This is a genomic window from Bacteroides intestinalis, from assembly GCF_003464595.1.
GTDB lineage: Bacteria > Bacteroidota > Bacteroidia > Bacteroidales > Bacteroidaceae > Bacteroides > Bacteroides intestinalis_A.
Map to the genome: position 1 here is coordinate 1 of NZ_QRZF01000019.1, position 26,048 is coordinate 26,048.

The window sequence follows — 26,048 nt, forward strand, 5'->3', positions numbered from 1 at the left end:
CGGCTTTTCGACGAAAAACAGGCAGACAATGGACAAAAATCGCGATGAAAATGAATCTGGAATAAATCGCAATACTCCGAATATCAGTGGCTTATCGAATGAAAATCTACAGCAAAAAGAGAATATAAGAGATATAATAACAACAGCAGCAAAAGAAAAAGAAATATCTGCTGCTGATGATGATCGTAATGATACCGGTGTCCCTGCCGATACCGGTATCTCCGCCAATGCTTCCGTTGCTCCTTTTTCCGGCGGTAGTGCCCTTCACGCCATTCGTCCCTGGCAGGAATTGGTGGACGGGCTGTGCCTGGAGAGCAGTTGGGCGGAAATTGCCTGCATGAAGAGCGGGTATGGTGGTTTGCTGAGCCGGTACTTCAAAGAGGCTATAGGCTTCTTCAAACAGCACATCCTGCTCTACGACAAAGGGCCGTCCTTGCTGAACAGCAGTGACGTACACCAGTATTTTGCTAATTTCACGGCTCCCGGCAGCCGTACCTCAGCCTTCCTGCATGCAGAGCTTTTGAAGCTGGAGGCTGCCGAGCAAAGCCATTCACTCGACCCTTACCGCTTCGAGAAGCGTATCGGCGGGCAACGCACCTACATGGGTTGCCCCATCCCCGACGAAGCACCTCCCCGCCCGGAAGACAATGCTATCTGGAATGACCGGACGAAGCAATGGATTCTTCCCCGGCTTAGGAGCAAAGCGGCCTCGTGAAGCGACGAAATCCGTCTCACGGGACGGGATGACCTCGCCCCGTGGGATGATTAAAATCCTTCCACGAGACGAAAAGAACGGTCTCGTGAGGTAAAAAACAGACTTGAATAGACTTTTATTTTTCAGACAGAAAAACAAAAGGGCAAAAGGGAAAATAAAAAACTATCCCGTCCAATACACTACAATGAGAGATTTTCATTACCCTACACCGCAAATATTGCGTGATCCGTTTAAGGTTCCCCCAACGCTTCCACAATGAGCCGCACTTGCTTCGTAGCCCTTTTCTTTACAAGAAAAATAGCTAACTAACTCACATTATAATAATGGCGAGAATATAAAGTGTATAATGTAGTAATTAATACAAAATTGACTTCTGTAGAATTCACTCTCTTTTTGTAGGGAGTGTAAGCTAGAATAGTGTGTGAAGGGGGGTGATTATACGAAGTTGCATATTTTGCTGGTTTAAACTTGTATTTAATGATTATTTTCTTCTCTTTCATATATTAAATGGTTTGGATTAATTTCTTTTGAAAGTTGCGAATATTGAAACATAAAAAATAAAAATGTTCGTATTGCGAAAATGAACATCCTGAATTGCTCTTTTTTCTTATTTCAGTCGTTTTCATCTTCTACAATGGCATAATTGGTTGTATGTCCCTCTTTTTAGTGCCTATAACAGAACTTGATACGATTTCCAGTCTTCTTAATTTCAGCGATATTTGCATCTGAGATTTTATGCTTTTTTCGGCATGTTGTCTTATGCTGAAAAGGGCATGGAATAAGGGAATGACTTATAAAAATAAAAACTAGAAATAAATGAAGAAAATACTAGTATGCATACTATTCATATTGGGTTTGTTACCGGTCGAAAGTAAAGCTCAAACACTTGCAGTGAAAAGCAATTTGCTTTACGATGCCACTACTACTATGAGTCTTGGTTTGGAGGTGGCTTTGTCACGTAAGTGGACATTGGATATTCCGGTCAATTATAATCCGTGGAAGTTTGATGATACTCGCTTGAAGCACTGGGGTATACAGCCGGAGCTTCGTTATTGGTTTTGCGAAAGTTTCAACCGTACGTTTATTGGGTTACATGCTCATTATGCTGATTTCAATGTAGGCGGATGGCCCGACTGGCCGTTAATCAGTGATAATATGCAGAATATGCGCTACCAAGGACGCCTTTATGGAGGAGGCTTTTCCATAGGACATTCATGGATATTGAAAAAACGTTGGAGTATCGAGGCTTCTGTAGGGCTGGGATATGCGCGTATTTTATATGATAAATATCCTTGCACAACGTGCGGTACCAAACAGAAAGATGCCAGTAAGAATTACCTGGGACCTACAAAAGCGAGCGTATCACTTATTTACTTAATTAAATAGATTGAGAATGATGAAAAGAAATATGCAATTCATTGCACTGGCACTGACCTTTTTATTTTTGAATGTGAATGGGGTATTGGCTCAGGATCGTTCATACGATGGTACTATCCGTATAAAGCCTGTGCGATTGGAACAACTGGGTGAATTTATTCATGTGGATCTGGATGTCGTTCTGGAGGATGTGAAAGTGAAATCTGCGCGTGGGGTGGACCTTATTCCGCAACTGGTTTCGTCTACCACTACTTATGATCTTCCCGGAGTATCTATTAAAGGACGCAATGAGTACCTGGTTTATGAACGCAGACTGGCAGTGATGAGCCGGAAAGAGAAGAATAGCCATAAACTCCCTTATCGGGTAGAGAAAAATACAAAGAAGCAAAGTGGTGTCATTCAATACAGATATGTGTTGCCTTATGAAGCATGGATGGCAGATGCCCGGCTGAATGTGCAACGTGATGAATGTGGTTGCGGTGAAAGTACTCTGATGAATGTGGAGCATACTTTTGATAAGGTTACACTTGAACGAATGTTGGTACCTTACGTGGTAACTCCTTATCTGTCGTATGTGGAACCGATGGTGGAGGAGATAAAGAGCCGCGATGTGCAGGCCGAAGCTTTTCTGGACTTTGAGGTGAATAAGGTGGATATTCGCCCTGAGTATATGAACAATCCCAAGGAGTTGGCTAAGATACGTGCGATGATTGATGATCTGAAATCTGATGCGAATGTCACAGTGAATCGTCTGGATATTATCGGTTATGCTTCTCCTGAAGGAACGTTGGAGGTGAATAAACGCTTGTCTGAGGGCCGTGCTATGGCATTGCGCAACTATCTGGCTACGCAATATGATTTCCCGAAGAACCAGTATCATATCCAGTTTGGAGGTGAAAACTGGGACGGATTGGTAAAGGCACTTGCTACCGTAGAAATGGATTATAAGGCGGAAGTGATGGAAATCATTACGAATATTCCGATTGAGAAAGGAAGGGAAACAAAGCTGATGCAACTTCGTGGTGGTGCACCTTATCGGTTTATGTTGAAGCATATCTTCCCGGGACTTCGTGTAGCGATCTGTAAGGTAAGCTATGATATTAAGAATTTTAATCTGGAAGAGGCGAAGGAAGTTATAAAGAAACGTCCACAGAACCTGAGTCTGAATGAAATGTTCATGGTGGCTAATACCTACCCGAAAGGTTCACAGGAGTTTATCGATATTTTTGAAACAGCTGTCCGCATTTATCCGGAAAGTGAAATCGCCAATATGAATGCGGCTACGGCAGCACTTTCACGCAATGATTTGGTTTCTGCGGCACGCTATCTGGAAAGAGTGAAATCGGAAGAGTTTCTGCCGGAGTATAACAATGCAATGGGAGTATTACTATTAATGAAGGAGGAATATGAATTGTCAGAGAAACATTTAAAGATTGCCAAAGAGGCTGGACTGGATGCTGCAGGAGGCAATCTGGAGGAATTAGCTAAAAAGAAGGCTAATGCTATTGAGATAGAGAAAAAGAATAAAAATAAATAAGTAATGATTGGGAACCGGAAAAGGAACCTGTAAAAGTGAATAATTATATTAATTAATTTCTAATAAGTTTTGTATTATGCTAAAGATTAAATCAATTTTAGTGTCGTTGCTGGCTATTGCGGTATTGGCGGGTTGTTCAAATGAACTCGACGATAATACTGATGGCGAAGTGACAAAAGGCTATGATGTGGCCTATGTATCAATCAGTCTGACTAATCCAAAAAGTCCGGGAACACGTGCTTCTACGGAGCAGAAGCCTGAGCCGGAAGAGAGTCTGATTAATGAGCTTTATGTGATAACGTTTGATGCAACAAAGGATGTAGTTAAGGATGAAGGCACAACTAAGTATGCCACTGTATTGGGAACAGGCGAGTTTGGAACAAACTCTGGAGTTACTACTCCGAATACTCCGGTTAAGGTAAGTACGGATACTAAGTATTTGCTTGTCATTGCTAATCCGGGTACTACACTAAAGAACCGTTTGGATAACATTGCAGCCGGTGCAACGTTTAACGATATCAACGCTCTGGTTACTGTAGGTACGCAGTCAGGTAAGGCTAATAATGCTTATTTTGTGGAAGAGGTTGTACATACCAATGGTTGTGCTATGATTAATGCCGGTTTCTATGATGATAGTGACGGAGATCCTATTAACCATGCATGGAAAGCAGACTGCCTGCTTGATGTGGCAGCCAACATCTTTAAAGCCAGTGATTATAAAACCGAAGCAGAAGCTCTGAATGCAGCTAAAAGTAAGCCAGCTAAACTTGAGATAGAACGTCTTGCATCTAAACTGGAGGTGATGGTCAATGTGTCGGAAGTTGGACCTTTTGAAGAGCTTACGAATGCTTCCCTTGGCCAATTTGAGTTTGGAAATTGGACTATTGATTATTACAACTCTTTGTTGTTTCCTTTTGCACAGAAGACAAAGACAAGATCATCTCATGATACTGGGTTCTACAAGAGTAACTTCTACACAGTTGACCCGAACTTTAAGAAAGACAGTGGAAGTGAATACTTGACAGGTATTATAAAGAATGAGCTTGATGCCAATCGTGAACCTAAAGTAGACTGGGTTGAAAAAAGTGCGTCTGTGGGCGATAAATATAGATATTGTATTGAAAATACAATGGATGCAGGGTATCAGAAGTTTGGTGCAGCTACACGTTTGGTGATTAAAGGTCAATATGCACCTTGGAAGAATGATGCAGATTTTACTTTAGGTAATGACTGGTATCGCCTCTCTAATGGAGCTAATTCTATAAACTTTAAGAGCTTTCAAAAATTGTTAGATGCGTATACACCTGCTGAAGCTAAGGCTGAAGATCAGAGAACTGCCTTGGAGAAGCTCTTGGTAAATGCGTGTGAGAAATTCTATACGCAGGTGAGAACAGCACTTGGTGGTAGTGATCCGGGTAGCTTTGCAGCTCTTACTCAAGATATCCTTGACAATATCAGTGCAAATGGCGGTGAATTGACAAAAGAAGATGGTTGTATCTATTGGTATCAGAAAAGTCTAAACTATTACTATTATGAGATTCGCCATGATAACGCAGCTATTGATCACATGGAATATGGTAAATATGGTGTTGTGCGTAATAACTATTATACACTTACACTGACAAAGGTAAATGGAAATGGCACACCATGGTATCCTGGTGGTGGTCCTGAGGATCCAGATGAAGAAGAAGATATTGACAAGTTAGGTGCTTATCTTCACTTCGAGATTAAAGTTGCTCCATGGGTATACTGGACTACTAATTTTGAAATTTAATATACTTTTTACATAAAGAAGAACAGGGCAGTGCAAACTGCCTGCCCTGTATTTTTTACATGATGTACGGCATTGATTGCCGATGAAGAATAATAAGCCGGTGACAGGCTTCTCAAAAACAGCACGGAAATGCTTTGGCGCACTTGGAATGTATGAAATATAAAATAGCGCCCCCTAAAATGGAAATAACAGGAGGTCTTTAAGCATGATCTCCGACAATATAACCGGTAACTTAACACGTTGCCCCCTAAAAGAAAAAGATATGTTTGAAAAAATAAAATCGCTATTCCTTATCATCACCTCGGTGTTATTCATCGCATCATGCGACAGTATACGCGAGGATCTGCCTCGATGTGAAATTTGGTTGGAATTCACATTCGACTATAATATGGAATATACGGATGCATTCAATCCGCAGGTTAGATCGGTGGATATATTTGTGTTCGATAGCGATGACAAACTGCTCTTTTCAAAAAGAGCTGAGGCTTCCGCGCTGATTGGTGGAAATCGGATGCCTTTGGCCGATAATCTTGAGTTTGGAAGTTACAAGGTATTGACTGTGGGAAGTTTATCCGATAGTTTCCGTATTTTGGATGATGTGGGGCGTGAACTGGTTCCGGGAAAGACTACCTTACAACAAGTAACAGTAGCTTTGAAGCGGGAAGCAGATATCGTAGACTTCGAGTTCCCACACCTTTATTTCGGAGAAGTTGTGAAGGTGGATCATCTGCCGTCCAACACTAGTCATCAGGTTTATCAAGTGAATCTGATACGCAACACTAATCGGTTTAATATTGTGTTGATGAAGTATGGTGAGAATGAAATAACAGGAAACTATACTTTTGAAATTCAAACGCCGGAAAGTGCTGTCTATTCTTGGGAGAATGAGCCCACAGACAGAAGTTCGATTGCCTATGTGCCTCACTATACAGGTCAAGGTGAGACTTCTAATGTAGTTGTATCTACGCGCCTGAATACGATGCGTCTCCTCAACAGAGATGGATGGGATTACCGGTTCCTCATAAGAAATGCGGATACCGGAGCTGAAGTATGGAGCCATGATTTGATGGCATTATTGAGTATTGCTCGTCCGGTTTCCCGGCACGATGGAACGGAACTTCCTTTTCAGGAATACCTCGATCGCCAGAGTGAATGGAACCTGATATTCTCTGTTACCGAGAAGCCCGGAGGCGGAGAATTTATCCAAATTGGCCTTGTGGTGGGCACCTGGATATATTGGCTTCATGATATCGAAGTGTAAGAATGAGGAATAAACTATTACATATTATATATCTGACATTCATATCTTTTTTGTTCTCCTGCAGTAATGCGGACGATGAACTGCTTCCCCTTACCCGCGCACAGCTTAGCATCGAATTGAAGAACAATCTGGATGTGGATCGACAGGAGGAGATTAAAACGATACGGTTTATCGTATTCAACAAGGTGTCTGGTGGCACGAAGTTGGATGTGAATGAACATATCATTTTATCTACTCCGGGGGTGGCTACTGATATTACTGCACAAGTACTCAAAGTGGCTCCCGACAATGATATTATGGTAATAGTTATTGTAAATGAACCGCATGGTCTTACAAGTGAACTTAATGGAATCACCACCTTGGCAGCATTACAAAATGTAGATTACAATATTGCCAGTATACTGAATAGTGACGGAGAGATTGTTTCGTCAACCGGCATGCCCATGACGGGGGTAATCCGGGGAATATCTGTAGTCCCGGAAGAAACTAAGACTGTAGAAATGGTTGTTGAACGTGCTGTGGCTCGGGTCGATATATTTCTTGAGGCTACAGACGGTGGAGCGGTGACTGGATATACAGCTGGAAGTACCAGTGTTACCTTACATAACCTCACTCATAATAGTTATTTGGTGATGGGCAACGAGGATAACGGTACGAGGGATAATGTTGATTCTTCTAAAAACTACGGAAAAGTGATGGAAAATGTATCAGCGGATGATTTGCTTGCAAAGACCTGGACGGCGGCGGCAACGAAAACCTGGTCATATTCATTGGCTACAGGAGCCGAGAACCGGAAATTACTTTGCTCGTTTTATACTGCTGAACGTATATTTAAATCGGATTATTCCGACAGATTGGCTGTCAGCATGACCGATGTTCTGAAAGGGCCGCCAGACGTTACCGGAATAAGTGGGAAGGTGATAGAAACAATAACAAAAGTCGATGATGGAGGCATGCCGGTAGCAGAACCCTTTACGGAAATCCGTAGGAATAATGTGTATCAGATAACAGCCCGGGTAGGTAAAGTCGGTATCCGGATACTGGCAATAACGGTAGAAGATTGGGGTGCGCGAAAGGATATTGATCTGGATATGGATTTGTGATGCCTTCTATCACATGAAGTTTTAATTAGGGAAAAGAAATAAGATGATAAAGTTTAGAAATAGTATCAGGATGATTGCAATGGCGGTTTTAATTCCGGCTATCTTCTTCTCATGCATTGGCGAGGAGATGATGACATGTGGGAAGCAGATTGTTGTGCAACGTATCGGGGAGGGTGGAACCGGTACCCGTGGTACGGTTATTTCTTCAAATACTGACCTGAAAGGAGAAGCATTTGGTTTCTTTGCTTCCCTGACGCCCAGTTCATCTGCTTCGCAGGCATACTTCAATGCAAGTGCCATAGTGAATACCGATCTGACGGCAACGATATCGCCGGAACAATACTGGCCGGGTATGCTGGGAGCGAGCATGAAATTCTTCTCGTGGTATCCGTATAATGGTACAAATGCACCAACAACTACTTTCTCTAATCCTGAACAAATGGTGCTGGACTATACGGTAGATGCATCTGCGAGTGCTCATGTTGATGTACTGGCAGCCATATCGACACCGGTATGGGGCCAGGATGTGAGTATACATTTTTATCATACACTGACCAAAGTGACTTTTACGTTTAAAAAGAAAGCCCCGGTACCCGATGAGGTGATAATCGAAAAAATAGAGTTCCGTGATGTTGGGAAGAGTGGTAAGCTTACCGTGACTGACATTCCGGCTGCCACTACGGAAAATGCTAAACCTGCCTTTGTGTGGAGCGGTGTCACCACCGGGAATATTGCTTCTGTGCTCAGCAATAACAACACGGTAACCGAAGATGCTACCCTGATGGGGGACACCTTTCTCATGTTGCCGTCTGATTTATCATCTGCTACGGCTAAAATTGTTGTTACGACTAACTTTGGGGAGCGGGAGTTTCTATTTAAAGATATTGTTAATACTAATCCGCATTCGTGGGAATCAGGTGAATATATCAATTACAATATTACGATATCAAACGAGAACTATCAGATCTCTGCCACTCCTCTTGCATGGACAGATAGACCGGTGAATGTGATTTTTGACGGACAGTACTATCTCAAGCTGTCACAGACTAAAGTGTTGACGGCGGCAAACGCTGTAACGGTGGATATAGAAGCTAAAACGAATTATGATGCGAATCCGAATACGGGGTATCCGGTCGGGGCAATACTGGATAAAAATGGAATGGATTCGTGGGCGACGGTCACAATGACTCAAACATCTTCTTCTGGTGGCGTATATACCTATAATGTTAATGTTGTGATGCCTAAATTTGAAGCAGCAGATGGAGTCGAACGCGAGACGAGGTTCTATATTGACGCAGGTAACTTGCATCATCGGATACTTCTGCATCAGTGGGGTGGAGATGGGGTATGGATGACTGAGGAAGTGCACCTGGACAGTAATGATGCCGGAACTGGAATTATGCAGCGCCGTAAGCTCGTTTTTACTTCTGGTAGTCCGGGAACGTGGGAGTGGAAGATTGACGGGGTAAAGGATAATGATAAAATTTTACTCAATAGTGAAACGATGGTCGGCGCAAGTGGTGTGAGTGGTGAAGCGGTATATTTTTATTTTACGGCTAATGCAATATCCGGTAAGACGGCTACGCTTACATTGGTTAATACGAATGGGGATAATCCACCCAAAACTGTAATATTAACTGTGCCATAGTGGTGGATAACATATTGTTTAAGAAAGGAAATGAATACATGAAATATAGGATTTCAAGATTTAAAAAGAACTATCTCTTGTTGATACTAATGGCAGCTATATGGCTGGCAGGATGTGTGCAGGAGGAGTTTAGTATAGCACCACCTCCAACGACGGAGAACGGCATCCGGTTTACCCTGACAGTTCCCGATGTAGGTATCCCGTCCGTATCTTCGCGTACAATGTCTGGAGTAGGGGCTGCAAAGAAGGAAGATGAGGTGAAAACCGTAGATATTCTTGTTTTCGATACGTCGAAATCGCCGTCGGTATTTCTGGAATGGGTAGAGGGGACAGGGGTCACACAGGATTTAGCCAATAATATTTCCACAGTGGATTTCTCTGCCATACTTTCTCCTACAGTTTCATCGGCTTGCATTGCGATTGTGGCTAACAAACAGCTTGGTAGTATTGTGTCGGGTTTTGTGAAGGGGACGACTAGCAAAGCAGAGGTATTGAAGGCGATAACTCATACTTCAACCGGTGAATGGCCGGCTGATGGATTAACTCCTGATGGTTATGCACCGATTCCTATGTATGGGGAGAAAGAAGTGACGAAACTTGGTCCTTCAATGGAGCCAATAACCGGTATCAGTATGACGCGCATGCTGGCGCGTATCGACATTCGTAATTCAGCGTCCAACTTTACGGTGGAGGAGGTGTATCTGGCTAATTACAATACGACCGGATATGTTGCTCCGGCTTGGGATGCAAACGGGCAAATTATTGTTTCTGCAGCCGATGATGCTCTGAATATTCCGGCAAACAGTGGTAAGCAGACGCAAGAGTCTCTTATATTAAGCTATTCTGTGGATGGCAATACGCCATACGATGGGGAGATTTATACGTTTGAGGCTCCTGCGGCGGTAGATGCCGGCAGTGCATCGCAAGATGGTGCTGCCAGTCGTAAGGAGGCTGTTTGCCTGATAGTGAAGGGAAATATTGATAATGGCGAATCTACCTTTTACCGGGTGGATTTCACCAAGACTGGAGAGGTAGGTGAACAGGTAGAGTATTTACCTTTGAAGCGGAACTATAAATATATTGTAAGTATTACAAAGGCTTTGGGTGCCGGTTATGAAAGTATTGGCGATGCGTTGAATTCTTATACGGTCATGTCTAACTTGAAAATCCGATTAATACACTATAATAGAGACAAGGTGAAGGATGTAGTCTACAATGGGCAGTATATGCTCGGAGTGGGCGAGTCGGAGGTGGGTGTAACCCAATACCAGAATAACAGTTATGCTATAGATATTTTCACTGATAGTCCCGATGGCTGGAAGGCTTCCATTACAGAGGGGAGTGACTGGCTTGGTTTTAGTGACGGAGCAGCAACGGCATCGGGTATAGCGAATGATGACACGCAGCTTATGCTACGGATTCCTTATTTTAATAATGGAACTATCGGAATCACTCGTACTGCGACTGTTACACTGACAGCAGGACGATTGACTCATGAGATTAAAGTAATACAGGAAGTAATAGACCCGGGGATTATTAAATTTGTGGATGCATACGGAAATGTATTGGAAAACGGCCTCTTCTTCCCGATTAGAAATCCTGACGGCGATGATCTTCCCATTGAACCGCAGACAGTGTATGTGATGTTTTCTATGGATAAAATAAATGTCTATCTTCAGGAGACTGTTAATGAAGGGACTGTTCAGTACGCTGCCGGTGGCCTGATTCCGGAATTGGAAAGAGATAACTCTAAAACATTCAGAGACAGGGTACAAGCATTTACGGTACAACTGAATCCGAGAAGAGTGGGAGATGGTAGTACTGTAAATGGCACTGGTTGGTGGTGGCGTCAAGATTACATGAAATTCAATCTGTTCGATAAGGAAGGGTACTTTACTCAGGTACAGTTTCCCATCAACCAGGGAGAATTGGAATTTTCAATCAGATTTTATCCTACTACTACCAATAGCCGTACCTATAAGATGTATTTGGGGGCGGAACAGTATGTGCAATTGTTTGTCAATAACAATTGGGAAATAATGGAGATAGAAGAACTTGATATCGTTGGTGATGATGGAACCGGGTTGATCCGTCCTGATGCGGATAATGATATAATCGTAGGTACAAAAAATGCAGACGCCAAGATGTATCAACAATCCGTTGTTAGTGCAAATGATGATGGTAAAGGAAATGATATAGTAAACCGGGGATATGACTTCAGATTAAAACTTCATCCCGGCAAATGGAAAGAAGGGAAGAGTGGAACAATAAGAATTACGTTCAGAAACGTGATGCATACTGTCAGTGATTCATATTATCCGTTCTACCGTACGATTGACTTGCAAATGGTGTCTGAGGTTAAGTCTTACACCAGTGTTGGGCAACCTCTTTTTTACCTTTATCCGCTTCGGTTCGATAATAGAAAATACTATACGGAAGATGCCAGTAGGGGACGTCAGGCAAACGCTACCGATGCAGAAACAATATGCAAGAATATAGGTGATGGCTGGCGTTTGCCTACTGCCAGTGAATTGCTGATGTCGTATGTCTATGAGAATGCATTGGGAGGTAATGCATTGGATGGCAGTTATTATAACAGCCAGAATATATATGGTTGGTATCATAACTGGACTGGTAACTATTGGTCTTCATCCTACTATACAGCTGCAGGTTCGGCTACAAGATTCTCGTTAGAACTTTCGACAGGCTTTCCGTATTCTGAGTCTGTCAGTGACAATAAATATTTCCGTTGTGTAAGAGATAATAGCAAGAGTGGAACGAAGTATCCTTATCTTATCAAATCTACTGAAGGAGTTACTGTTGTTTCCCGCGATGCTAATGGAGGTGCGGATTCTTCGGTATTGCTCAGTTCTGGTGAAAGTCCTGCTACGACGAATAAGGTTGCCCCGAAATTTCAAATAGAAAATACCAGTAGTACTGGTAAGACTTGGGAGCAAGCAAGGGATATATGTGCGGGTAAAGGAAATAACTGGCGTTTGCCCACCCAGCGTGAGATGTATTTGGCTCTCAGTTTAGGAGCTTCGGTTTTAAGTAATAATAATCAGGGATTTGGTAGTTCAACTACCTGGACTGGAAATGGTTTTCAAGAAATTAGCGGTGTACACTGGACTTTAACTGATCGTGATGGTAATTATTGGTTAGTTGGAGAAAATAGTGCTGTATTTGGTGCATGGCCCCAAGGTGGTGCGGCAACCTGGGCACGTTACCGTTGTGTGAGAACAGTGGAGTAGGGTTTTGAATGAGTGTCTTATAAAAAGAACTGTATCAGAATGGTTTCAACGCCATTCTGATACAGTTCTTTTTATAGCATATCAATAATGTTTCTCTGTTTCTCCAGAAACGCTATTCGTTGCGCTTCTCCGCTGCCCGAAATCAGAGTAGAGTGCCTTTTCAAAGATTGTATCCAGTTTTTCTGCATCTGGCAAATCTGTGGGCTTTGTGAATCCATGGAGTTGATAGAGTATACTCTGAATAGGCTAATCTGAAAATCTTTTCTGCCAAGATAACTATATGTTGCTTCAAAGTCAATGTTTGACAGGTAGATATATAACTCATGCCCTTCACTGAATTCTCCTTTGATCGATAAATTCTCCAGGTCGGTTAGCAAGTGCTGTAACTCATTCTTGAGACACAAAACATCTGATGTGGATATTAAGTTTAATCCGGCAAAGTATTTTATCTCTTTCACGAAAGATTGGAAGATATTACTATCCCATATAAAATAGGCCTTTCCTACTTTCCTGATATTTTCACTCAACTTTTTATGGGCAGTGACTATCTTCTCAGGTACCTGCATGTCGCTCAGGGAATTAGGGGTCTTCATTTTCCCATTCTGATATATCCATCGGCTTATCCGGAACTTGGAAAGATATTCATAGGATGAATAAAGAGTGAAAGGTATGGTACCGGTGGCGGAATATAGCTCACTGTTCTGATCTTCGTTTACAAGATGGAATATCCGTAGGTAGCGTTCCACGATTTCATGATAGCTTTCTATCAGGCTGGGTGAATGCAGTAAATTCAAGTCAAAAGTGACCCGATTGGATAGATGATTCCCTATAATCTGGTCAATGGAAATGCCCAGATTATGAGAAATGATGGCTATTTCATCAAAGGTGAATGCGACTTCTCCACGCAATCTGCGATAGACTGCTTCCTTTCCCATGTATAATGTATCTGTCAGATAATTGGCTAGATTATGACCTTTGGGAATTCTCTCTTTCATCTTGTTAATCAGCTCTTTTACAATGTAATTCTTTGTCATAGCCTTCTACTTTTTTGTTAATAATCAAATGTCATAGGACGTTTTTGTGACATATGCAAATATAGAGCTTGTAACTGGAACTTTAGTGTATTATATCATGTGTGGAAAATAGGATTATTTTCTATTTGAAAAGAATGAAATAAGAAATAGTTGAACTGTGAAAAAAAAGAGATAGGATACCTATCTCTTTTCGAAAATGGATAAATATAATTAGGTTTATTTCAGTAATCGGAATAGTATGTTACAATATACTTACGATTTCTCGTTGTTGTTTGAAAAACTGAATACGCTGCATTTCACCGCTTTCGGATATCAGAGTCGAGAACTTTTTCAATGATTGAATCCATTCCTTCAATCCACGGAACATCTCTTGATCTTGTGTGGTAATGGAGTTAATGGAATAAATGCGGATCAGGCTAAGTTGCGTGGAACTTGTGCCCAAGTAACTATAGGTTGCTTCAAAATTAATATTCGAAATATAAATCTTGACGTCATTGCCTGCTTTGCTTTTCCCACGTGCAGAGAGCTCTTCCATTTCATCTATTAATAAGAATAGTTCTTCTTTAAGCGTATCCTTATCTTCATCGGTAATAAGATGGATACTGCAAAAATACTGGATGTCATTAACGAGGTGGCTGAATATCATGTTATCCCAGATATAGTCTACAGAATGAATATGAGATACCAAGTCACTGTATTCCTTTTGCTTCTCCACCATTTTTTGCGGAATTTCCATTTCCTCGAAATGTTTGCATTTGATATTTTCATTTTGGTACATCCATTTGAATAATCGGAATTTGGAGAGCATATTATACTTTAGTGAAAGGGTTTGGGGGATAATGTTGGATGAAGTTCCTATTTCCGAGTTTTCGTCTTCTTTCACTGAATGAAACAGGTCTACCTGTTTTTCCAAAATAGAGTAGTAGGCTTCGAAAGGTTTGTCGCTGCTTACTATATTCATATCGAATACGGCATTATCGCGGAAACTTACGCCTATCATCTTATCCAGTGATATACCCAGTTTCCTGGATATAACAGCAGCTTCGGCCAGTGTGAAAGGTACTTCACCTCTGAGCCGGCGGTATATAGCTTCTTTGCCTATATAAAGAATGTCCATTAAAGCATTGGCAAGGTTGTCTTTGGCTGGGAGTTTCTCTTTGACGGCATTAACTAGTCCTGTGTTTAACTCGTTTGTTATCATAATCAGTGTGAGTTGGAGGTTTGTCTATTATCTATTTAACACTTTTGGCGGGCTACTTGTTTCGATAATCGTAACATTTCTTTTTTGAGGTACCCTATTTCCGAAAAAAGAGTTTGGGTGAATAGGGAGCATCATACATAGAAAGTCTGGAAGCTTGATCTTTCTTTTTCTTGCCACAAAAGTATATGCATTCTGGTGTAATTTTGTGGTGTAGTCTAAGAGACTGATATTACTAATTAAAAAGGAATAGAATGGTGAGGAAAGATAGAAAAAAAATAGGGACTGAGTTGCATCATAATAAGCAGGAAAGAAATGAGTATCCGGTAATCCTCGGAAAGAATGTTCCTGTTATTAAGGAGATATACGACCCGTTGACAGGTTTGCGTGACGGTACTATTACTCCTAATGCTCCGGTAGTCATTACAGGTGAGAACCTGTGTCTGTCTTCACTTGGAACCATTTACCTGGGGCTTTCTCCCGTCTCCGATAAGGGCACATTGATACATGTTAAAAGAGTGTTTAAGTATACTGACACAGAGGTGTTGGTAATCCTGCCCACATTGGAGCCGGGAGAATATTCTCCGGTAATGATGATTCACGCAGGCGGAAAGGTTGATTTTACCTATACCCTGCCAACCAGATTGAAGGTGCTTGATGAGAGATATGTAAGTCTCCTTGCCAGAAGGAGCTGTAGTGATTTGATATAAGCTCTCTATTTGATTTAAGTTCTCTATGAAATGAGCGAAGGGTATGCCGGAGATTGTGCTTTTCTCCTTAGGCATACCCTTATTATTTTATTCTGAACTATGTGGTTTGGGAATCTATTCTTTGAGGATAGATTTTGCTATACCCATTTCCAAACCTCTTAATTCTGCTAATCCGCGCAGGCGACCGATGCAGGAGTATCCCGGATTGGTTTTCTTCTTCAGGTCGTCTACCATCTGGTGTCCGTGGTCGGGACGCATAGGAATGGATACTTGTCTTTTTTGCTGTAATTCGAGAAAAGCTTTCATAACGTGGTACATGTCTACATCACCTTCCAGATGGTTAGCTTCGTAGAAATTACCTTCTGCATCGCGCTGTGTGCTGCGGAAGTGTACGAAGTTAATGCGGTCACCGAACTGTTTCATCATACCTTCCAGATCGTTGGAACTGCTGACTCCGAGAGAGCCGGTACAGAGGCAAAGACCATTGCTCTTATTAGGAACAGCGTCAATCAATGCTTGGAAATCGGCAGCACTGCTCATGATACGCGGCAATCCAAGGATAGAACAAGGAGGATCGTCCGGATGGATAACCAACTCTACACCGGCTTCATCGGCAACAGGAGTGATTTCTTGCAGGAAGTAAATCAGGTTGGCACGCAACTTTTTGGGAGTGATGTCTTTATAGCGATCAAGCTCTTGCTGGAATTGTTCCAGTGTGAAGCTCTCTTCCGAACCGGGTAGTCCGGCAATCATGTTGCGAACGAGTAGTTGCTTGTCGGCATCCGTCATTTGTTCGAAGCGGGCTTTTGCCTTAGCTTTTTCTTCGTCGGTGTAGTCGTTTTCAGCACCGGGACGCTTTAATAAGAAGAGGTCGAAAGCAATGAAAGCGGCACGTTCGAAGCGCAGGGCGCGGCTACCATCAGGCAGTTCGTAAGCGAGATCGGTACGCGTCCAGTCCAGTACGGGCATGAAGTTGTAGGTTACGATGTTCACGCCGCATTGGCCGAGGTTGCGCAGGCTTTCTTTATAGTTATCGATGTATTTCTGAAATTCTCCCGTTTGAGTCTTGATATGCTCGTGCACAGGCACACTTTCCACTACCGACCAGCGCAGACCGACAGCTTCGATCATTTCTTTGCGTTTCATGATCTCTTCTACTGTCCATACTTCGCCATTGGGGATGTGGTGCAGGGCGTTTACGATACCGGTTGCTCCGGCTTGTTTGATGTCCCACAGGCTGACCGGATCGTTAGGACCGTACCAGCGCCAGGTTTGTTCACATAATATCATAATGAATGGGCTTGATTTATAGATTTGTACTATGTTGATAAATAGATATTTATGAAGCAAATATAGAACACTTGTGTTTTACGTGTACCACACAAGTGTTTGGGTTGAGCCATACAAGTGTTTCATTTGTACCACACAAGTGTTCCATATTCACTTTGTAAGTGTTAGATAGAGAAAGCGTCAAAACCACCGTCTACTACAGACAAGGCACCCGTTACGAAGCTGGAAGCATCGCTGATAAGGTAGTGGATGGTTCCGAACAGTTCTTCCGGTTCGGCAAAACGTCCGCATGGGGTGTGGGCGATGATGGTCTTTGCACGGTCGGTATAAGACCCGTCCGGGTTAGTCAACAGGGCACGGTTCTGGTTTGTCAGCAGGAAGCCCGGAACGATAGCATTAACACGAAGCTCAGGGCTGAATTTAGTGGCCAGTTCCGTAGCCATATAACGGGTGTAGTTGGCAATGGCAGCTTTGGCAGAACCATATCCTACCACACGTGTAAGAGGGCGCAGAGCTGATTCAGAGCAGAAGTTAACGATAACTCCTTTTTTATTCTTTGCCATCACGTCTACGAATGCCATTGTAGGCAATACCGTACCGAAAAGGTTCAGGTCTACTACTTTTCTGAAAGCATCTACTTCCAGGTCAAGAATGGTTTTATCCGGAGCAATAGTTGCACCTGCCATATTTCCACCTGCAGCATTCAGCAAGACATCAATGGTACCGAAACGTTCCAGGATGGCTTTTTTGTTTTCTTCTAATATTTCTTTATTCAGAACGTCTGTTACAAGGAACATGGCTTCTGTCTTCTGATTCAGTTCTGCTTCCAGTTCCTTACCAATTTCTTCTACACGGTCAAGAATTACGATTTTAGCACCTTGTTCTGCAAGATAGTTAGCAATACTTTTACCCAGGATACCGCAACCACCGGTAACGATAATCACTTTGTCTTTAATGTCGAATAAGTTTTTCATGTCTTTTCATTTATAAGTTTATTCTAAATCTCTGTGCTACAAAAGTAGTGGAAAAGTAGTTCGTTTACTATAACAAACGTCTCAAAAAGGTGAACTCCTATATCAAAAAGTATTAATTATTGCTTAAAAGCGTCTTTTCTGGCCAATGCTTCCAGGTAATAATAGTCTGCATAGTTGAGAGGAACATCGATTTCATCACCTCCCGGATGGTGTCCGGTGGAGTGTAGCAACAGGAAACCATAGTTTGTTTCCGGTTCAGCTTGGTAATGTTTGTTGAGGCTATCTACGATCTTGTCGGCAATGCCTTGATAACGGTTGCTATCTTCTGCTGAAACATAGGTCCGGAGTTCATACAGGGCTGAAGCCATGATGGCAGCGGCAGAGGCATCGCGGGGAACGTTGGGAATACCGGGCGCTTTCATATCCCAGTAAGGAATAAAGTCTTCCGGCAGGTTCGGTAAGCCGAAAAAGAAGTCTGCAATATGGCGTGCCTGTTGCAGGTAGGCTGGATTTTTTGTGAAACGATAGCACATGGTATATCCGTATAATCCCCATGCTTGTCCACGGCTCCAGAAAGAATCATCGGCATAGCCTTGTGCTGTCTGTTTGGCACGCACTTCTCCTGTTTCGGGGTCGTAATCTACTACATGATATGAAGAGTAATCCGGACGGAAATGATTCTTCATGGTAGTATCGGCATGGTTTACAGCAATTTTCCAGTAGATGGAATCGCCGGTTTCCTGGGTAGCCCAGAATAGCATTTCCAGGTTCATCAGGTTGTCGATGATGACGGGATACTTCCATTTATCACGGTTATGATCCCATGAACGAATGCTCTTTACTTTATCATTGTAGCGGGTAATTAAAGTCTTGGCGCTTTGTAATACTATATCTTTATAAGAACGTTCACCTGTTAGTTGATAAGCTTTTCCAAAGCTATTGTTCATCATGAAACCCAGGTCGTGAGTACCTTTGTGCCATTTAGCCTCTTCTATCATCCAGGTATTGCTGATAGCTTCCTGACGCCAGAAATCATCGTTTGTATAAGCATATACTTGCCATAATGAGCCGGGGAAGAAGCCTGAACACCAGTCGTGCGGATGTATCATTCGCAGTGAACCGTCTTTGTTGATACTCCGGGGAATTACGCGGTGTTTGCATTGATTCTCAGCTTCTTTTCTGGCCTTATTTGCACATTTTATGGCAAATTGCAGTTGGCCACAAGCAAAAGCATATGCATTGTCTACATCATCAGGTTTTACCCACAATAGATTGAAACGATCCTTCCAATCAATGGTGCGATGTGCTCTATAAAGTTTCAGATAGTCTGTACGTTCCGGATTTAACAGGAAAACACGGTACAGGTCTTTGCAGAATTCTTGTTGTTTGTAATCCCATTCGCTGATTTGCTGGTAGGGCCAGTCTTTTACATCTTTGCCAACGTATGGGGCTAAGAAGTCCATTGCCTTGTAGAAATTGCGGCCGTCCGTTGATGTGGCGTTATCAATTGAAATACCAATCTTCTGAGCCATAAGAAAAATATCGATGAAATGGGACAGATTGAATTGTGAATAGCCGAATGCAAGGGTACGGCGCAACTCATGTGGTTGCCTGCCATCCGGCTCGATCTGAGTGAAGATACGTCTTTGGGGGATAGCATTGATGACTTCCTGTGCCACTTTCACATTCCCTGCATATAGGGCGAAAGCGATAACTTGTGCATCATGTGCTGTACTGTGGTTATTAGCCTGATTAGCTTCTTCCTGTCCTTGCGGACTATTCAGTATCCATGTCAGCAGTTTGCCAAACCATGCTTTCAGTTGTTTACTGTCTTTAGTTGTGAAAGCCTTCGACTTCTCCAATAGTTGTACGGCATCCAGCATCTCAACGAACGAATAAGTATCGATGACACCATAACAGCGGCCTTTGTTATTATGGTGCCCTGGTATCATCTGGGCATATTCCAGATTCGGGTTCATGCGCGTATCCTTATTAAAGAACCATACACGGATCAGTTCAGTTGCCTTTTGAGCATACTTCTCGTCATTGCTGAAATACCACGCAAGTGCAAGAGTGGTGACGCGTTGGGCAGTTGCTCCAAGACGGTTTCGATCCAGTTTATTCAGTTCCGGGTTCGACTCACCGTCACGGCTGATGTAGGGTAGACCGTCAGGTTTGGAGGGATCAGGCCAATAATAGCGTGCCTGACTCATGTAATCGTGTTTATCTCCGCTGCCAGGCGTCTTCTCTTTCATCACGACGGATAGAGGTTGTACATCCAGCAATTTTTCAGCTTCTGCTACCAACTCTTGATATGTGGTAGAGAAGTAAGGTTGATGTAATGATTGTTTTACTTTTTGCAGATGTGCTCCATCCCAAATAGATTGTGCATGCATATGGCCTACTGCAAGTAATAAACAGGTAATGACTAAGTTAATTCTGACTCTCATGGTGTTTTTGTTTTGAAGTTAATAAAGTTTCCTGAGTTTTATACCGTTCAGAAAGCTTTTTCCATTCCGAACAGGGAAGCGTATTTCAATTTTATTCCGAAAGTTTGTAATATTGTATCTTTTCCGCAGAGCATGAAAATAATCACTTTCGCGACAAGGGGAAAAGCTTTCTTCGATAGTTTGATCATTGATTATTATGTCGAATCTGTTTTCACGGTTTTCCACATCAGAATTACGACCTAATTGGTAGACTGTTGTTGCATTCTCGCGGAATATATCTGTAAAAAGAAATTCTATTTCATAAACTCCGTTGGGAACATCGAAACGATAACCTTCAATTCCGTTGCGAAGAGTCTGAAATAGAGGTCCGTCATTGGTATTCTTTATTTGTATCTGACTGCTTTTACTTTCTCCGCCAATATATCCCCAGCCGTTTTCAGTATAAGGCTGATCGGGTAACCAGGTGAGATTACTTTCGTCAGAAGTATAGAAACAATTACTTCCTACATTGATGGCAAGTTCTAAGTCCCGTAGATTTGTTTCATTTAAATTTGCAGGGATAGGGATAAAGTTTAAGCGGATTCCGTCTTCTACAAAAGAAATATCTTGGGCGGCTTTTCTATTTTCTGCTTTAGCAGCAATAAAGTGTTCTTTTTGGCAGAATGGTACCTCAAATGTTACTGCAAAATTCTTGGTTTTCTGTTTGCCCAAAGACTTCCCATCTATAAAAAGCTCTACCTCAGGAAGGTTCGTATATACTTTAACTGGTAATATGACCGCTTCTTTCCCATGCTGTACACCGGAACGATGTGTCCAGTCGCGGCTGGCGATATGTAATACTGGAATGTCTTGACGCCAGGCAGCTTTATAGTAATAGTATACATCTTTAGGAGTACGGTCTGAGTATACCAATCCTTTATTGTTGATCCGTGGCATAGACTCATCACGCAATGCGGAAGAAAAATCGATGAAATTCCAGTGTGTTCCACCACAGATATAAGATGTTTCCTCCAGTACGGGCAAGTAATGCTCCAGATACTTCTGCTGGTATTCGATACTGAAATCAAAAGCATGAGGTTGTAGCGAATGTAAGCGCTTGTCAGATCCTGCACCGTATTCGCTAACAATCATGGGGTGGGAAGGATACTTTTTATGTTGTTCTTCCAGATACTGTTCGAATCCGGTGAGGTTACCTCCATACCAGCCTTGGTAAAGATTCCAGCCGACAATATCGGTAATACTGCCTAAGCCAACTTTGTTATAGCTATTGCTACCATGGAATGCCATAGTGCTGACGCGGGTTGTATCTTCTTCTTTTAACACTACTTCCAGTCGATTGGCTAGTGCCAGTGTTCGTTCCAGTATGGGCTTTAATTCTTCTTCTTTTTTATAGCGTCGTTGAGTGACGAGTAAGATTTCGTTCATATATCCCCAGGTGATGATTGAGGGATGATTATGATGCTGGCGTATCATTTCCCGCAGATTTCGTTCACAGTTTTCCGTATAACCGGGGGTATCGGGTACAATGTCAATGATGGGTATTTCTTCCCAAGCTAACATGCCGAGTTTATCGCACATTTCCAGTAAGGCGTCATCTTGTGGATAGTGAGAGATACGGATGAAGTTGGTTCCCATTTCCTTCATCAATTTTATGTCGCGACGGTGCATCTCATCCGTTAGTGCCACCCCAATGGGTTTCTGATCCTGGTGACGGCAAATGCCACGTAGTTTATAGGGTTTTCCGTTGAGGGAGAATCCTCTTTCACCATCAAAACTAAACCAGCGGAAGCCGGTATAGTGGTTACTTTGGTCAAGAACCGTTTTAGTCTTTTTATCACGTAGGATACTTTCCACTCTGTAGAGATGAGGGGTTTCCGGAGTCCATAACTGAGGAGATAAGATCGGAGAGGTCTCAGCACGGAAAGAATACTGTTCTCCGGCCTTGATCTGTATGGATTGTTTCAGGCTCTGGGCAATGCTTCCATCAGGGTGATATATGATGTGTTCCAGTTCGAGTGATGCTTTCTGGGTAGCATCATTCTTTATATCTCCACGGATAAGTATTGTACCTTTTTCCTCGGATACTTGGGGGGTACTGATGAAAATTCCCTCCGAACCATAATTCGTCAGATGGAAATGTTGTTTCGGGACAGCTGTGAGCCATACATCCCGATATATGCCGCCAAAGAATGTAAAGTCACCTGAAATAGGAGGGATATCCTGACGGGCATTATCTACACAAATAGCAAGAGAGTTGGGAGTATTCAATGAGCAAAATGGGGTAATATCGAATGTGCAGGCGGTATATCCTCCGGTATGTTCACCTACCTTTTTCCCATTGATATAAATGGTGGCTGCTTTGCTGGCGGCATCCAGTTTTAGAAATATCTGTTTTTCTTTCCAACTTTGCGGTATCGATATTTGCCGGCGATACCAGCCTGTTCCCCGATAGTAATCCTTTTCAGTGTAAGCATCCGTATTCCAGGTATGTGGCAGATGGACGGATGTCCAGTTTGCATCATTGAAAGCACTATCTATTGCTGTAGTGCATTCACCTTGTAAGAATTTCCAGCTGTCATTGATGGTTTTACTTTCTCGTTGTGCCTGTACAGTTGTCAGGAATAATAGAGATAGGGCGGTAGTAGCTATCCTGCGGAAAGCTGTCTGTCTGGATGTGTTTTCTTTCTTTTTCATGGTAAGATAATTAACCTTATTGCTAACTTAGTCTGGATGGGAAAAACTTATTATTTTAATCTTACTTGATAAAGTGAGGATATGGCTGTAATATAGAGCTTATCCCCGCTTATCAATAAGGATGTCGGGCGTTCGGGCACCTCTATTATTCCTATAAGTTTGCCTGTAGAATCGAAAATAGAGATATCTCCGTTTGCTACATATACATTGCCGGTTTGGTCTGTTACTACACTACGGTCACCTCCATCTGCAAATACATGACTATGTTGTAAGAAACCTTGGGTATCCGTTTCCGAATGAATAACTCGTTGGTGATACTCATCCAGTGTATAGATTGTTTCTCCCGGAACGGCTTCCACTATAGATGAACAACGGAACAGGTCTTCATAATATGGAATAATAGTTACTCCATCCAGAGCCACAAAGCAGTGAGTTGGTTTTCTTCCACCGTAATATTCATTTTGGGTAATAGTTCGGTTAGCTAAATAACATACCTTCTGAGGCTTCTGTACCTGTGACATATCTACTAAAGGAAGTACCTGAAAGCTATCATCTGCATTTTCAGGGCGGATTGAATAAAGCTTGGGAACGTAGGTGAATCCCCATAAGCCACCCGATCCACGCCATCCGAATAATGGCTGGTTGTCATTGCGTGTATCATCATTTTTATAACCGGGTTGAGATATGTATTTGGTGACAACAATCAGGTTGTCCTGCGTATCGCAGGTCAGTGCCACTGCATTCCAGGGGAAATCGGCAATGGAAGTCACTTGCCCGCTTTTAATATCCAGTTTGTAGATACGTCGCATACGATATTCGCAGAAATAGATATTGCCTTGGCTGTCTTTAGTCAATCCGTCAATGAATTCAAAGCCGGTGACTATAATCTCAGCTTTTCCTATTTCATTGTTCAATGAGTATTTCCGGTTCTCTTTGCCGGTCAGTTGCAGCCGTGCCAATTCCCAGCGACGTGCTTCATGCCGGCTATTTACATCATACAGGCTGGCATTGGAAGTAAATTTCACGCGGGCATGGGCATAATTATGCAGGTTGAGAAATTCAATGTCTTTGCAATTCCAGGTTCGTATAGCCGATGGATAAGACTTCAACATGCGTGATACACGGTAAGAGTAGAAATTAGCAAAAGTCAGGTTACGGCAATCAATCAAGTCCAATGGCTGTGTGTCGATACCTTCAGCTTCTACTTCAAACTGAAAATCATAGATTTTCCAGTTGGCAACGTTGCGAAAAATCGCTTCATTACGTAAGTGATGTTCCAGCGACATTCCATAGATGCGTCCGGGCGTCTCAGTATGGCTTACATAAAGACCTGCCGAGCTATATTCGTTAGCCGTCCATAAATCCCGGAAAGTACCTCCGCCTCCATTAGTTATCCATAAACTCCAATGCTGGTTATCCCAGGCACGGGTTATCAGGTCATGAGTTTCCGGGGTTACAGGCATAGGCTTTTCTAATGGATTGGCTGCACTTTGCCCGTTATAGAAGAAGCGGTTCTTATCATGTCCGCTGAATTTTACATCGTATAAGTATGAACCTTCACCTGCCATCCATTTACAATTTACAGCCCGATAATTATATGCATCAGCGTTGAGGAAGATACCACATACGATATTAGTACCTCCTTTTGGAGCCGTTAACTGTGCCTGAGGTGCTTCAAAACCACTAAATGCAGGATTACCGCCTAGTGTTAACAGGATAGTGGTTCCGGGGTGTAGCCCGATTATATTTGTATTCGGCTCTAAAACTAATGGATCTTTGACCACATACCATCCTTGCGGAATATAGATATTCGTATATTTCTTTATGGCTTCCCGGAATATTTCCGTATCATCGCTAAAACCGTCTCCTTTGGCACCCAAATCCCGGATATTAACCCAATGGCTCATTGTAGGAAGCATTGGAGTATCACCGGCATCCAGTGGGATGATACTTTTGATAGGTACGATTTCAGCTTCACGTACTATCTGGGGAATATCTTCGAGGCTGTTGGCATTGAAGCCGTAAGTGAAACGGGTAATCTGGTAAGTCTTTCCCTTACCAGATACCTGTTCATTTGTAGAACGTTCCAGAGAAAATACCGGAACATTTTTGCACTGTATATTCCGAAGATTGATTTGCGTAGCTGCATTGCCCGCATCGGTCAGAATGAGTCCCGTTCGTTGTACATTTTCAAAGATGCAATCTTCCATAAACAGGCGATCGGGTGCATCTTCTTTAATCTCTACAGCTACGGGTACATTCTTTACTTTCATGCGTACGATAGTCAATCCACCTTCATTAGTCAGAATCGCACTTTTACGCTGTCCTTCAAAATAACTGTTGAGTAGCATAATGGGCCATCCCGGGGCTGATTTATCCGTATCAATACCATATTCTCCTCCAAAGACGGATACGTTTTCCAGATGATTACCTGCATCTACAATTCCTGCACGTCCTTTTCCTACGTGAATCGTCACATTGGAGATGGAACAATGCTGGGCAAAATGAGCACGGATTCCTGAAGCATTTGGATTCCCATCTTCAATACGAATATCTGCATTTAGTAACGAACTATAAAAAGTTCCGGCATTAGCGTCATTCACTGGACGTTCAGAACGGTAGTTCCCACTGATGAACCAGAAAAGATACTTCCCTTTATTTGTTTCATGCGTCACTTCCTGGAAACCGGGTGAATTTTTGCCAAGGACGAATACCGGACGTTTGGTCCCATATCCAATGAGACGTACCCCTGAAGGTATATATATCGTTTTACTAAGTTTATAAACTCCTTCGGGGACAAAAAGAATACCGCAACCCGATTCTTTATGTTTGGCGGTATTCAGTGCTTCTTGCAGAGCATCAGATACGTCCGTGCTTCCATCTGGTTTGATAGGGAAGCATTCCGGAGTAAAATATACGGCTGCAGAGTCCACCGGTCGGTCGGTGAAGACCGACCGGGGATTTTGAGCTTGTACTCCTCCTGCGAGGATCACAATTAAAAAGAAAATATGGATTCTGATACGATTCATGTG

Annotated in this window: 16 protein-coding genes; 9 read left to right on the forward strand and 7 right to left on the reverse strand. The window is 42.6% G+C overall.

Going from position 1 to position 26,048, the window contains the following annotated elements:
* The 8 genes from DWW10_RS20215 to DWW10_RS20250 form a co-directional block, all read left to right on the forward strand.
* On the forward strand, positions 1–715 hold a 715-nt coding region (locus DWW10_RS20215; protein WP_118487249.1), incomplete at its 5' end, for a DUF7833 domain-containing protein.
* Positions 716–1,531: 816 nt separating this feature from the next.
* Positions 1,532–2,101, forward strand: a complete 570-nt coding sequence (locus DWW10_RS20220) for a DUF3575 domain-containing protein (RefSeq protein ID WP_022393212.1) — start codon at positions 1,532–1,534, stop codon at positions 2,099–2,101.
* A 7-nt stretch (positions 2,102–2,108) separates the two neighbouring features.
* Entirely contained in the window at positions 2,109–3,629 is a 1,521-nt protein-coding gene (locus tag DWW10_RS20225) for a DUF3868 domain-containing protein (protein WP_022393213.1), read from the forward strand.
* A gap of 76 nt (positions 3,630–3,705) precedes the next feature.
* Positions 3,706–5,403 carry an Mfa1 family fimbria major subunit gene (locus DWW10_RS20230; RefSeq protein WP_022393214.1) on the forward strand — a complete coding sequence of 566 codons (1,698 nt, stop codon included), beginning with the start codon at positions 3,706–3,708 and terminating at the stop codon, positions 5,401–5,403.
* Positions 5,404–5,665: 262 nt separating this feature from the next.
* On the forward strand, positions 5,666–6,664 hold the full coding sequence (locus DWW10_RS20235; RefSeq protein WP_022393215.1) for a FimB/Mfa2 family fimbrial subunit: 999 nt from the start codon (positions 5,666–5,668) through the stop codon (positions 6,662–6,664).
* Between the two features lie 2 nt (positions 6,665–6,666).
* Entirely contained in the window at positions 6,667–7,767 is a 1,101-nt protein-coding gene (locus DWW10_RS20240; RefSeq protein WP_022393216.1) for a hypothetical protein, read from the forward strand.
* 43 nt (positions 7,768–7,810) lie between these two features.
* Positions 7,811–9,415, forward strand: coding sequence for a fimbrillin family protein (locus tag DWW10_RS20245; RefSeq protein WP_118420681.1), 1,605 nt, complete (start codon positions 7,811–7,813; stop codon positions 9,413–9,415).
* Between the two features lie 38 nt (positions 9,416–9,453).
* A complete protein-coding gene (locus DWW10_RS20250) occupies positions 9,454–12,666 on the forward strand; it encodes an Lcl C-terminal domain-containing protein (RefSeq protein WP_118420703.1) in 3,213 nt (1,070 codons plus the stop codon).
* Between the two features lie 71 nt (positions 12,667–12,737).
* Here the strand turns inward: DWW10_RS20250 and DWW10_RS20255 are convergent, their stop codons facing one another.
* Both DWW10_RS20255 and DWW10_RS20260 read right to left on the reverse strand, forming a co-directional pair.
* Entirely contained in the window at positions 12,738–13,700 is a 963-nt protein-coding gene (locus tag DWW10_RS20255) for a hypothetical protein (RefSeq protein WP_022393219.1), read from the reverse strand.
* A 241-nt stretch (positions 13,701–13,941) separates the two neighbouring features.
* Entirely contained in the window at positions 13,942–14,901 is a 960-nt protein-coding gene (locus DWW10_RS20260) for a hypothetical protein (protein WP_022393220.1), read from the reverse strand.
* A 251-nt stretch (positions 14,902–15,152) separates the two neighbouring features.
* Here DWW10_RS20260 and DWW10_RS20265 point away from each other — a divergent pair, with 251 nt between their 5' ends.
* Positions 15,153–15,608, forward strand: a complete 456-nt coding sequence (locus DWW10_RS20265) for a DUF4469 domain-containing protein (protein WP_022393221.1) — start codon at positions 15,153–15,155, stop codon at positions 15,606–15,608.
* A gap of 114 nt (positions 15,609–15,722) precedes the next feature.
* On the opposite strand, the gene uxuA is transcribed toward DWW10_RS20265, so the two are convergent.
* The 5 genes from uxuA to DWW10_RS20290 all read right to left on the reverse strand — a co-directional run bounded on the left by uxuA (position 15,723) and on the right by DWW10_RS20290 (position 26,045).
* The gene (gene uxuA / locus DWW10_RS20270) at positions 15,723–16,898 is read right to left on the reverse strand and encodes a mannonate dehydratase (protein ID WP_022393222.1); all 1,176 of its coding nucleotides are present in this window, start codon (positions 16,896–16,898) and stop codon (positions 15,723–15,725) included.
* Between the two features lie 164 nt (positions 16,899–17,062).
* Positions 17,063–17,872 carry an SDR family oxidoreductase gene (locus DWW10_RS20275; protein ID WP_118420680.1) on the reverse strand — a complete coding sequence of 270 codons (810 nt, stop codon included), beginning with the start codon at positions 17,870–17,872 and terminating at the stop codon, positions 17,063–17,065.
* A 116-nt stretch (positions 17,873–17,988) separates the two neighbouring features.
* Positions 17,989–20,322 (reverse strand): alginate lyase family protein, encoded by a 2,334-nt coding sequence (locus tag DWW10_RS20280; RefSeq protein ID WP_022393223.1) that lies wholly within the window; start codon positions 20,320–20,322, stop codon positions 17,989–17,991.
* 18 nt (positions 20,323–20,340) lie between these two features.
* Positions 20,341–23,016: a glycoside hydrolase family 2 TIM barrel-domain containing protein gene (locus DWW10_RS20285; protein ID WP_118420679.1), complete on the reverse strand. Its 2,676-nt coding sequence runs from the start codon at positions 23,014–23,016 to the stop codon at positions 20,341–20,343.
* A gap of 50 nt (positions 23,017–23,066) precedes the next feature.
* Complete coding sequence (locus tag DWW10_RS20290; RefSeq protein WP_022393226.1) at positions 23,067–26,045, reverse strand: glycosyl hydrolase family 28-related protein; 2,979 nt, start codon at positions 26,043–26,045, stop codon at positions 23,067–23,069.
* Positions 26,046–26,048 lie beyond the last annotated feature (3 nt).

Coding starts and splice junctions, on each gene's coding strand:
- DWW10_RS20250 (WP_118420703.1), top strand. CDS start 9,454: ATGAAATATAGGATTTCAAGATTTAAAAAGAACTATCTCTTGTTGATA.
- DWW10_RS20225 (WP_022393213.1), top strand. CDS start 2,109: ATGATGAAAAGAAATATGCAATTCATTGCACTGGCACTGACCTTTTTA.
- DWW10_RS20230 (WP_022393214.1), top strand. CDS start 3,706: ATGCTAAAGATTAAATCAATTTTAGTGTCGTTGCTGGCTATTGCGGTA.
- DWW10_RS20235 (WP_022393215.1), top strand. CDS start 5,666: ATGTTTGAAAAAATAAAATCGCTATTCCTTATCATCACCTCGGTGTTA.
- DWW10_RS20260 (WP_022393220.1), bottom strand. CDS start 14,901: ATGATAACAAACGAGTTAAACACAGGACTAGTTAATGCCGTCAAAGAG.
- DWW10_RS20240 (WP_022393216.1), top strand. CDS start 6,667: ATGAGGAATAAACTATTACATATTATATATCTGACATTCATATCTTTT.
- DWW10_RS20245 (WP_118420681.1), top strand. CDS start 7,811: ATGATAAAGTTTAGAAATAGTATCAGGATGATTGCAATGGCGGTTTTA.
- DWW10_RS20285 (WP_118420679.1), bottom strand. CDS start 23,016: ATGAAAAAGAAAGAAAACACATCCAGACAGACAGCTTTCCGCAGGATA.
- DWW10_RS20290 (WP_022393226.1), bottom strand. CDS start 26,045: ATGAATCGTATCAGAATCCATATTTTCTTTTTAATTGTGATCCTCGCA.
- DWW10_RS20255 (WP_022393219.1), bottom strand. CDS start 13,700: ATGACAAAGAATTACATTGTAAAAGAGCTGATTAACAAGATGAAAGAG.
- uxuA (WP_022393222.1), bottom strand. CDS start 16,898: ATGATATTATGTGAACAAACCTGGCGCTGGTACGGTCCTAACGATCCG.
- DWW10_RS20275 (WP_118420680.1), bottom strand. CDS start 17,872: ATGAAAAACTTATTCGACATTAAAGACAAAGTGATTATCGTTACCGGT.
- DWW10_RS20280 (WP_022393223.1), bottom strand. CDS start 20,322: ATGAGAGTCAGAATTAACTTAGTCATTACCTGTTTATTACTTGCAGTA.
- DWW10_RS20265 (WP_022393221.1), top strand. CDS start 15,153: ATGGTGAGGAAAGATAGAAAAAAAATAGGGACTGAGTTGCATCATAAT.
- DWW10_RS20220 (WP_022393212.1), top strand. CDS start 1,532: ATGAAGAAAATACTAGTATGCATACTATTCATATTGGGTTTGTTACCG.